Here is a 9,784-nt window from a genome sequence, read left to right on the forward strand (position 1 = left end):
CGGATACCTCCGCGCACTCAACACAGAAACCACAAACATCGATATAGTCACATCGATCCGATTACCGGGTCAACGTTTCATGTCACACCACTAGCTATACCGATGGCTTCAGAGCGGAGCAGCTTCATAGTTGACTCGAAATATTGCATGTGATCGATGTCAATGCTAGTGTGGCGCCCAGTCAATCAAGGAGGGGTGCAATGTCGACTGTCCTCGAGCACAAGTCCGAACAGCCCGCCGAGATCGCCCTGACGATGCCCGAAGCGGAGGGTCAGCGTCGCCTGCAGCTGACCGCGCTGGTCTCTGACAAGCCGTTCGTCCCCGTTGCCAGTGGCTGCGGCGGCTGCGTCTGCGTCTGCAGCTGCAACTCGATCTGCCAGGGGAACGAGCGTCCGGAGAACGAGTGAACCGCGCTGTGGCCGATACGACGTCTACTGATGTCGCCAGAATCGCAACAGTTGCCATCGCGGCCTGTCGAGTAAATCCGGCACGCAGCGTTGTCTGAGGGGAGCGCGGCTCATCTCGTTGCGGGTCAAGCCATGACTCCCGGCCTGACCATAGTCGCCGTCGGTGACTTCGGACGGGCGGTCGCCGACCGAATCGCGCAGCGGCTCGCCGGTGCGCAGATTCAGGATGCAGTGCTACCGGCGGGACTGGCGGGGCCGGTCGTGTTGGCTTCGTGGCGAGAGTCGCGTGCACTCGGCCTCGCACTGGACGCCATGGTCGATGTGCCGTGGTGGATTCCGGTGGTGCTGGCTCATCCGGTGATACGCGTGGGTCCACTGCTCACGCGGGACGTCGCCGGCTGCTACGGCTGCCTGCTGTCGCGCAGCCTTGCCAGCGAGGAGCATCCTGACAACACGCGGGCGTTGTGGGGCTTGTATGACCACGTCCCGTCTGCGGGTCCGCTGGGCTACTTGGAGCACCACGCAGGTGTTGCCGCCGGCCTGACGGCGATGATGATCGATCGCCGTGAACAGGCGAGCCGGCGAGTACTGAGCTACCACGTGCTCACGGCGGACCTGCGAAGCGACGTGTTCATGCCAATGCCCGATTGTCCGCGCTGGTCGCCTGCGGTTCGAGAGGGCATGGAAACAAGGGCTGGGGAGGACGATGGCTGAGCCCACGCCCGCCAGCGCCACCTTTCGCCTCAGCACAGGGCTGGTGCGGTTCGCCGCCGGCTCCGCATACGTCTTCGAGGGCGGTCCCACCTCGGAAGCGTTCACCGGGCCTGGAGCGGTCGACATCCTGCCGGAACTCTGCGATCTCCTGGACGGAACGCGGACCACGGCTGAGATCTCCGCGAAGCTGCGCATACCGCTGGACGACACCCTGAGTGCTCTCGCCCAGCTGGCCGGACGTGGCCTGGCACAACGAGTGGAGCCGCAGACGGCTCGCCGGCCGCCAGAGGCAGTGAGGCACACGCCCGCACTGGCGTTCTTCGAACGGACTCTCGCCTTCAGCGGCAGATCCGTTTGCGCTGAGCAGACAGCCGGCCGCATCCGCGACGCGCGGGTCCTGCTGGCCGGCGGCGGAGCGCTCCACGCCGCGATCGAGGCTGAGCTCGCACGGTGCGGTGTGGCCTGCGAAGAGTACGCACTTCACCGCCTTGGCGAGCGCCAACCGGTCACCGGTGCCGCGTGGGCTGACACCATGGTGATTGAGGTGATCGGTGACAGCGCGCAGCCAAGATCCGCCCTGTCTGCCGATGCGCTCGGTGGGGGACACCTCTGGCTCGCGGTCGGCGCAGTCCCGGACGGCGGCTTCGTCGGTCCCATGCTGCACCCGAGCACATCGTGTCTGTGTCAGCTATCGCAGCCGGCGGCGGCCCCCATCGGTGGCACGCCGTCGCCGGCGGTGATCGACCTGATCGCCGCGTTGGTCGCCGGTGAGGTCGTCAATGGGCTGGGCGGCGCCGCCGCCGTCTGCACGCTGAACCGGAGGGTCGAGCTTGCCCTCGGCCCGGATCAGGCACCTCGGTTTACCACCGCCCTGCAGCTGAGGCAGCTCACCTGCCAGACCTGCCGGGGAGGAGCAGCGCACCCGGAGGACGCGCCGCTCGACAGCGGACAGCTCGGCTGGGACTACGAACAGAGCATCGAGATCAGCCCGCCGGCCTTGTACCTGCCTGCGCCGGCGCTGCGCCCCACGGACACTGTCGATCTCCAGCGTCGGCAACGAAGCATGCCCAGCTGTCCCGCCGTGGCGTGCGATGCGTTGGCCGGCGAACCGATCAGACCGATCGCTGCTCTGCTGCGAAGGACGATCGGCGCGCGGACCGTCCAGGGGGCGGGACCGCGGCGAGCAGTACCGACCGGAGGCAACCTTGGCTCGCCCCAGGCGTTCGTGATCTCTCAGCTCGAGATCGGACCGCTCGCCAGCCACTGCGCGTGGTACGACCCCGACGGCGACCGGTTCGTGGCGACCGGTCGGGTCGGCCGCGAGGAGGTCGACGCGAGCCTTGCCGACCTGATCGATATCGCGTGGGACCACGTGGTCGTGTGGGTGGCCGACCTGGCCAAGGTTGCGGCGAAGTACGGCGACTTCGCGCTGCGCCTCGTCCACCTGGACGCGGGCGTCGCGCTCAGCCAGGCCGTGATCGTTGCAGGAGCCGACGGCCTCGGCCCCCGCATGCTTACCGGGTGGGACGCCACGGTGTTTGCCGACCTGCTCGACCTCGACCTCGAGAACGAGGTCGTCACCGCAGTCATGGTCTTCTCCGGAGCCGACGATGAATGACACAACACAGTCGGCGTCGAACCTCCTCGGCGATCCGGCGACCGCGTTGCTGCGATCGGCGGGACGAAGAAGCCTCGCCCGCGATGCCGGCCGGCTGCGCCCCATGGTCGGCGCCTCGGCTTTGCGGCTCAGTTCCGCCGAGGTGGATGCGCTCAACCGGACCCGACGATCGGTACGCGACTACAGCGACGAGCCGCTGCCACGCGACGCCGTGTCGGACATCTGCCGGGCCGGTGCCGAGGCTTGCGACCTGCTGGAGGTTGACGACGTCGCCGGTCCACGGTGGCTGGTTTTCGCGCGGGCGGTCAGCCACACTCATCCCGGGGTGTACGAGTTCCGTGACGGGCAGCTGGTCGCCGTCGCGGCACAGCTTTCCGTCGAGACGATGATGTGGGCGGGCATGGAACCGCTGACGACCGCACCGTGCATCGTCACGCCGCTGTGGGACCTGGGCGAGCAACTCGCCGGCCACGGGACGGACGGCTACCTCAACCTGCTGCTGCGCACGGGATACAGCCTGCACCAGGCACTGGTCGTCGCGACACGGCTCGGGGTCGGCGCTTGCCTCTTCCGAGGGATCCATGCCGACGCGTTGTCCGCTGCCGTGGGTGGCGGACGGCTCGACTCGCGGGGATTCCTGGCGCTGTCGCTGGGACTTCCGCCTGGGGCGAGCGGCAGATGAGCGCGATCTCCCGAGTCCATGAGGTTGTCGGCCCGTACGCTTGCGTGCCGAGGCCTCCCGCCCGGATCGCCGGGGCCGGCCTCCCGGCGTGGTTCTACGTTTACATGAACATGAGCGGCACGGTCTTGTCATGCCGGACCGCTGCCCGGACGCACCGGGCCATGGACGCGTGGGGCCGTGCAGGCGAAGCAGACCTGTCGTGGCGCGTCAGCGTGATCGAGGCGCTGGAACGGCTGGCCACCGCCAGCGAACCCGTGAAGGTCTCGATAGGCACGCCGTCGTCGGTCCCGTTCGCCGTCGACTGGCGCGGTCTGCCCCGTCACTCAGATCGCGAGATCGCCCGCAACCCCTCCAGCGTCGCCAATCTCGACCAAGACACCGAGATCAGATGGGTCGACGGGGTCGACCTCAACGACGGGTCCCCGGTCCGCCTGCCGGCGATCATGGTCTACCTCGGCGGCGCGGTCCTGCCGGCGGAACGATTCTGGACGCCGATCAGCACCGGCGCCGCGGCCGGGGGGACGCGGGAGGACGCACTCTTCTCGGCGATATGCGAAGTCATCGAACGTGACATGAACTCGGTGCTGTGGTTGCAGCGCCTGGCGCTGCCGCGGATCGACGTCGGCGACATGACGCCCGACGCCGTGCGTCTGGTGCGTTGGTGCGAACGCAAGTACATGCGAGCGCACGTGTTCGACGCGACGTCAGAGATCGGCGTGCCCACGGCGTACTGCCTTCTCGAAGCTCCACATGACGCGGTCGTCGGCCGGGTCGTCGCCGCCTCGACCAATGTCGACCGAGGCAAGGCCGTCGAGCATGCCCTCGGCGAAGCCGTCTCCATCCACACGACGTTGCGGTTCGCTGATGCGGGCAAGCCCGAAGAGGTCCCGCTCATCGTCCGTGGCGCGCTGCAGATTGCCGGACCCGATCATCACGACGCGTTCGATTTCCTGCTCAACCCCGCACACCCGCGGCCGGTCCGGCCGGTGTTCGACCACCAGGACCTCCCGCTGACCGGCCCGGGCCGCCTGGCGAACCTGGTCCGCCGATGTGAGCGCGCAGGGCACAAGGTCTACGCGGTCGACCTCACCACGCCCGAGTCCGAGCAGATCGGACTGCACGTCGTGCGGGTCATCATCCCCAGCCTGCAGCCGCTGGGATTCAACCCCGACGCCCGCTACCTCGGCCACCCCCGCCTCTATTCCCTGCCGGCACTGCTCGGGTATCCAGTGTCGGCCGAGGAACACCTCAACCATCTGCCGCAACCGTTCGGCTGACCCACAACCTAGAAGGTATTCATGCCGGAGGATGCGATGAAGGTCGTCAGGGAGGGCGAGGCGAACTGGCCGCAACAAGACTGGTTGCTAGGGGCTCCGCCTGATGCCAACGCGTCACCGGACTTCAACCTGGTGTCGGCGTTGCCGGTGTCGCGCCTGCCACCGCAAGACGTCCTCGCTGCGCTCCGTGCGTGCCTTGTGCGGCATGAATCACTGCGCAGCCTCCTCCACGTGGCCGAGGGGGAGCCGGCCAGGCAGCAAGTGACGGCGCCGCCGCGATCCGACAGGGACCTGGACGCAGTGGTGGAGGTGACGACCGCTGCCCTCGCGCCGGAGGTGTTGGCTCAGGCGTCCCGCCACTACTTCGACATCTCGCGTGAGTGGCCGATCCGGGCCGTGCTGTCAATGCAGGACGGCCGGGTCAACCAGCTAGGTCTGGTCGCCGATCATTCGGCCGTCGACGCGTGGGGCATCAAGGTGCTGCGCGAGGAGCTCGAGCTGCTGCTCACCGGCGGCGTCCGGGCGGCGGTGGACCCGCTCCAACCGCTCGACCTCTCGAACTGGGAGCGCACGGACGCCGGCCAGACCCACCTCCGCCGGGCGTTGAGATTCTGGGGCACGCAGCTTGGGGAGCTCTCCGCGGTGCAGGCGTCCCCGCCAGGTGAGCCTGCCGTCGGCGAGCCACGTTTCCGGCGTTGCTCGATCGCGTCAGAGTCGCTGCTGGACAGCGCCGAGGCGGCCTCGCGCGGGTGCCGCGTGTCAATGCCGACCGTGTTCCTCGCGGCTTTCGGCGCGGCCCTGTGCGAGGTGCTTGACCGGCCGGTCGTTGGAATTCAGGTCGAGTGCCTCAACAGACCCACCCGCAGCGCTCTGCACGCGGTCGGCAAGATGAACTTGCGCGCGCCGGTGGTCGCGCGACGCGACGAACTGCGATCCTCGCTCGGCATCCGGGCACTGTACGCACAGCAGACAGCCGCCCAACGGTGGGCACATGCGAACCCCGTCGACGTGCGCAAGTTGTGCGTCGACGTGCTGCAGACCAAATGCAGCCCTTCCGGACTGATGGACATCGACGTGGCCGGCTCCGTCTTCAACTACGTGGACGGGTCGGCATCCCGACCCGAACTGGAGCCGCTGGTCGCCGATCGCGACAAGATAGTGGACTGGTCGCGAGTGCACCGGCGGGGAGCGCGGAGAAGGTTCTGGGTGCTCCGAGCTGCGGGCCTCGTTTACGCCGGCGTCGACTGGAAGGACGGTTCGATGAACGCCGCGGAGGCACATCGGCTCCTAGAGTGCGTAGCCGAGCACGTCACCCGCATCGGCGCGGGCCCAGACCGATAGCGCGGCCGTACGGACCGGCGTCTCAGCGCGACAGACCGGGACCTCGGTGCCAGGGCTTACCGCGTATCGGCCATCGCCGTGTCGTACAGGTGATCGGTCAGGCGGGCGATGTCGTCGCCGCTGTCGGCCAGGGCCCCGAACGAGGCTGCCACGACGACGCCTGTCTGCGGGTCCGCGGCAGCGACGGTGTGTCCCACCAGCCCTGACATGCCGAACGACGAAGGCGACCAGCGCTTGCCGTACCCCCAGGTGCCGGCCAGACCACGGTAGAAGCCACGGCTGTACGCGTACTCGGCTTTCCACGTCCGATCCTGAACCGGGCCCCTCGCCGACGTCGTCATCAGCCGAAGCGTCGCCGGCGCCAACGGGAAGTCGGCTGCGCTGTCCAGGCCGGCGATGGCGGCTTCGTAGAAGCGTGCGAGGTCGTCGATGGTGCCGAAATAGCCGTAGGACGGGCATCGTGTGCGGCACGCCGATGCGCTGATGAGGAACGGCGACCGGCGGACCACGCCGTGCTGCACGAAGCTCGGCACCGCAAGCTGGTGGCTCACCGCCTGATAGGTCGCCCGCGACATCGTCGCCCAGGTCGATCGCATGCCCAGAGGCTTGAGCACGACGTCGGCGATGGCATCATCGTACGGAACGCCTAGCTTGGCCTCGGTGAGCGCGGCCAGCACGTACCAGCCAGTCTCGTAGTGGTATCCCTGATCGACCCCGGGGCGCCAGTCCGGCTCCAGGGTCGTGCTCATGACTCGGCGGAGAAACCCGCCGAAGCTGTCCAGATACGGCCCCGGCCCGTCGAAGAAGCGGAAGCCGCCGGCGTGGCTGAGCACGTCGTCGACGGTGACGGCGCCTTTCCCTCCGGTTTCGAAGCCAGGAAGATGTCGGTGGACCGGGTCGGCCAGCGCGATGAGGCCCGCCTCGACGAGACTCAACACCACCGCAGCCAGCAGCGGCTTGCCCGCGCAGCTCAAATGCACGACGGTCTGCGGGCACATGGCCACGCCCGGACGGGCTTCGCCGAATGCCTCGTCGACCAGGCACCTGCCGTTCCTGGAAACGTAGATCCGGGCGCCAGCGAATGGGCGATCCCGCAGCCGACGCTCCAGAAGAGCGACGATTCCCGCCGTCACGGGCACTGCTCGAGCTGCTCGACGGCGGCCGCGAACTCGGCGAGGTTCGCGCTCATCGTTAAGGCCTCCGGCGGCACGTCGCGGCCGGTGAGCTCCTCGACTCGCATCAGCACCTGCACTGCGGCAACGGAGTCGCCTCCCAGGTCATGGAAGCTCTCGTTGCGGCCCGGCGGACGATCGGTCTCCAGGAGCTCGGCCCAGATGGCGCCGACGGCCTTCTCCAGCTCAGTCCGGCACGGCTCGACCTCGGCCGTACGCCGGTCCGTGACGATCCGTTCGATCGCTTCGCGTAGCGGCTTGCCGTTGCGAGACAGCGGGATCGCGCGCACCACCACAGCAGGTGAGGGGACGGCGTAGTCGGGGACCGAACCCGCGAGGAAAGCGCGCACTTGCGCCGAATCTAACTCTGCCCTCGCCTCCACGACGGCCGCGAGCGACTGGCCAAGGGAAGGGTGTGCGACAGCGATCACCGCGGCGGAGTCGATGAGCGGGTGCTCCTCCAGCGCACGTTGGACCGTGGACAGGGCGACGGTGTGGCCGCCGATCCGGGCATGCGCCTCGATGCGGCCCGTGATGTGTACCCGGCCGTTCGCGTCGATCATGCCCAGGTCGCCGGTTCGGGTCCAGCCGTCGTGCCAGACGAGCTGCGCCCGAAAAGGCTCGGTGAGGTACGTCAGCGGGAAGTTGCCGTCGCGGATGCAGACCACGCCGATGTCGCCCTGGGGCGCCCATTCCCCGGTATGCAGCATGACCCGCACCTCAGTTCCGGGCGCCGGGTAGCCGCCCGGGCCGAGATCGCAGTCGTCGGCGGTGACCACCAGATGGGCGTCGCCGCCCTCGGTGAGCCCGTAGGTGTTGACGATTGCGGTCTTCGGGAGCAGGTCGGCCAAGCCCCGGTGCACCTCGGGGCGTAGCTGGTCAGAGACGAACCGCAGACGCCGCAGTCGCGCGGGGGCGGCGGCGGGGTCGGCTTCGAGCGCGATCCGCAAGGCCCTGCCGAGCGCGGCCGGCAGCACGGCGGTGCCGACCCCATGGACCGCCGAGAGCCGCAGAAAGCGGTCGGGCTGGAACGGGACGCATGACACGACGGTGGCGCCGCGGGCAACGGCGGCGAGAAGCACCTGGCGACCGATCGCGGTCGCGTGTGACAGCGCATGGCCGACGACCGCAGCCCCTCCGCTGCGCGCCCGATACCGCTCGGCCATGCGTGCCAGCGCTTCATGGCTTGTGGCAACGCCCTTCGGCAGGCCGGTGGATCCGGAGGTGAAGATGACGTCAGCGAGCCCGGGCGGGCTCCCTGCCGTATCCGGGCCGGCCGGATCTCCTACCGATGAGATGGTGACCGGCAGCGCGGGCGCATCGGTCCATGAGATGTCGGCCGCCTTGTCGGACAGCACCAGAACGGGACCGGCATCGTCGCAAATCTGCCGAAGGGCTCGCTGGCTCGCGTCGGTGGGCAGGACCACCGCGACCGCCCCTGCGTGCATCGCAGCGAAGTACCCGGTTGCGTGGGCGATCCAACTGCCCTCGCCCATCCACAGCCCGACCCTCGTGCCGTCACCGACGCCGTTGTCGCGCAGAGCGCCCGCCAGTTGCCGGACTCGTGCGGCCAGGTCGCCGTAGCTGATATGTGAGCCGTCGCCTTCCACCATCGCCACCACGTCGGGCGTCGAGCGCGCCCTGCTCATGAGCAGCGATGTGACCGGAACGAGAGGTTCACTCATTCCCAGAGCAGCCACAATGGATTGACGACATTGAACATAGCCGCCATGGTAGAAACTCGCGAAGCGATGTGTCAACGCAGCGTACGCGGCGCAGGGCCTCGGCGTCTGCGCGTCGCGGTCGCGCCGTCGGAGTCGTCTGATGTGAGCTCACCACGAGTGCCAACGACGGCTGCAGCACGCACCGGGTACCCGTAGACTCTGCCAGATGTCGGGGGCTCAGCAGCAATCCGGATACTCGGACCAGCTGGCCTCACTCCCGCCTCACCCTCCTGTCGGCACGATTGCCGCCACGACGCTCGCGGCCGAGCCGCCCAGCGCGTACGAGGTGCCCGCCGACTCCGACGGTCCTTCGTCGCGACGTCGCCGTAGGACGCTCGACCGGCTGCTCCAGCAATGGTTCGGCACCGCCCGCGTCAGCCATCGGCAAGTCGCTTCGCTGCTGCTGCCGGTCGTCGTCAGCCAGGTGTTCGTTACCGGATTCTCCGCTCTGGGACCGCTCATGGTCGCCAAGACAGGCGCGGAGGCGATCAGTGCAATCAGCACGGTCGAATACCTCAACATCTTCTTTGTCAGCATGTTCATCGCGCTGGCGACCGCCGGTTCGGTCCTGGTGGCGCAGAACGCCGGGGCCGGTCGCGGGCAATCAGTCCGACGGGCGGCGAGCGGCACCCTGCTGGCGACGGCACTTCCCGCTGCCGCAGTCGCGGTCGTGCTGCTGTTGTTGCAAGGGCCGGTGCTCCACCTCCTGCTTGGCCCGGTCAGCGACCAAGCCGTGGCGTACGGGAAGACGTATCTAGTGGCTCAGCAGGAAACGTTGGCCAGGTAATCGGGTGAGCGGATCTTGGATTTGGTGGCGAAGTCGCGTTTCGGTTCGGCATGACTGTTGCG

The 9,784-nt window shown here is 68.2% G+C and carries 9 protein-coding genes; 7 read left to right on the plus strand and 2 right to left on the minus strand.

Annotated elements, in window-relative coordinates:
- The first annotated feature begins 200 nt into the window (after positions 1–200).
- From AB0M47_RS40285 to AB0M47_RS40310, 6 genes are all read left to right on the plus strand, one after another.
- Positions 201–407, plus strand: coding sequence for a hypothetical protein (locus AB0M47_RS40285; protein ID WP_363423631.1), 207 nt, complete (start codon positions 201–203; stop codon positions 405–407).
- Positions 408–539: 132 nt separating this feature from the next.
- Complete coding sequence (locus AB0M47_RS40290) at positions 540–1,121, plus strand: TOMM precursor leader peptide-binding protein (RefSeq protein ID WP_363423633.1); 582 nt, start codon at positions 540–542, stop codon at positions 1,119–1,121.
- Positions 1,114–2,739 (plus strand): hypothetical protein, encoded by a 1,626-nt coding sequence (locus AB0M47_RS40295; RefSeq protein ID WP_363423635.1) that lies wholly within the window; start codon positions 1,114–1,116, stop codon positions 2,737–2,739. Before AB0M47_RS40290 ends, AB0M47_RS40295 begins: the two co-directional genes overlap by 8 nt.
- Entirely contained in the window at positions 2,732–3,421 is a 690-nt protein-coding gene (locus AB0M47_RS40300) for a nitroreductase family protein (protein WP_363423637.1), read from the plus strand. Before AB0M47_RS40295 ends, AB0M47_RS40300 begins: the two co-directional genes overlap by 8 nt.
- A gap of 110 nt (positions 3,422–3,531) precedes the next feature.
- Complete coding sequence (locus AB0M47_RS40305; RefSeq protein WP_363423639.1) at positions 3,532–4,698, plus strand: YcaO-like family protein; 1,167 nt, start codon at positions 3,532–3,534, stop codon at positions 4,696–4,698.
- 21 nt (positions 4,699–4,719) lie between these two features.
- Positions 4,720–6,039 carry a condensation domain-containing protein gene (locus AB0M47_RS40310; protein WP_363423642.1) on the plus strand — a complete coding sequence of 440 codons (1,320 nt, stop codon included), beginning with the start codon at positions 4,720–4,722 and terminating at the stop codon, positions 6,037–6,039.
- A gap of 56 nt (positions 6,040–6,095) precedes the next feature.
- Here the strand turns inward: AB0M47_RS40310 and AB0M47_RS40315 are convergent, their stop codons facing one another.
- Both AB0M47_RS40315 and AB0M47_RS40320 read right to left on the minus strand, forming a co-directional pair.
- The gene (locus AB0M47_RS40315) at positions 6,096–7,172 is read right to left on the minus strand and encodes a serine hydrolase domain-containing protein (protein WP_363423644.1); all 1,077 of its coding nucleotides are present in this window, start codon (positions 7,170–7,172) and stop codon (positions 6,096–6,098) included.
- Positions 7,169–8,860, minus strand: coding sequence for an AMP-binding protein (locus AB0M47_RS40320; RefSeq protein ID WP_363423647.1), 1,692 nt, complete (start codon positions 8,858–8,860; stop codon positions 7,169–7,171). Before AB0M47_RS40320 ends, AB0M47_RS40315 begins: the two co-directional genes overlap by 4 nt.
- 241 nt (positions 8,861–9,101) lie before the next feature.
- Between AB0M47_RS40320 and AB0M47_RS40325 the strand changes: the two genes are divergently transcribed.
- On the plus strand, positions 9,102–9,722 hold the full coding sequence (locus AB0M47_RS40325) for an MATE family efflux transporter (RefSeq protein WP_363423650.1): 621 nt from the start codon (positions 9,102–9,104) through the stop codon (positions 9,720–9,722).
- Positions 9,723–9,784 lie beyond the last annotated feature (62 nt).

The sequence above is a fragment of the Hamadaea sp. NPDC051192 genome, from assembly GCF_040682475.1.
GTDB lineage: Bacteria > Actinomycetota > Actinomycetes > Mycobacteriales > Micromonosporaceae > Hamadaea > Hamadaea flava.

Excerpts from the sequence above, each read along its gene's own strand:
- AB0M47_RS40285 (WP_363423631.1), top strand. The coding sequence starts at position 201 with ATGTCGACTGTCCTCGAGCACAAGTCCGAACAGCCCGCCGAGATCGCC.
- AB0M47_RS40300 (WP_363423637.1), top strand. The coding sequence starts at position 2,732 with ATGAATGACACAACACAGTCGGCGTCGAACCTCCTCGGCGATCCGGCG.
- AB0M47_RS40290 (WP_363423633.1), top strand. The coding sequence starts at position 540 with ATGACTCCCGGCCTGACCATAGTCGCCGTCGGTGACTTCGGACGGGCG.
- AB0M47_RS40320 (WP_363423647.1), bottom strand. The coding sequence starts at position 8,860 with ATGAGCAGGGCGCGCTCGACGCCCGACGTGGTGGCGATGGTGGAAGGC.
- AB0M47_RS40310 (WP_363423642.1), top strand. The coding sequence starts at position 4,720 with ATGCCGGAGGATGCGATGAAGGTCGTCAGGGAGGGCGAGGCGAACTGG.
- AB0M47_RS40325 (WP_363423650.1), top strand. The coding sequence starts at position 9,102 with ATGTCGGGGGCTCAGCAGCAATCCGGATACTCGGACCAGCTGGCCTCA.
- AB0M47_RS40305 (WP_363423639.1), top strand. The coding sequence starts at position 3,532 with ATGAGCGGCACGGTCTTGTCATGCCGGACCGCTGCCCGGACGCACCGG.
- AB0M47_RS40295 (WP_363423635.1), top strand. The coding sequence starts at position 1,114 with ATGGCTGAGCCCACGCCCGCCAGCGCCACCTTTCGCCTCAGCACAGGG.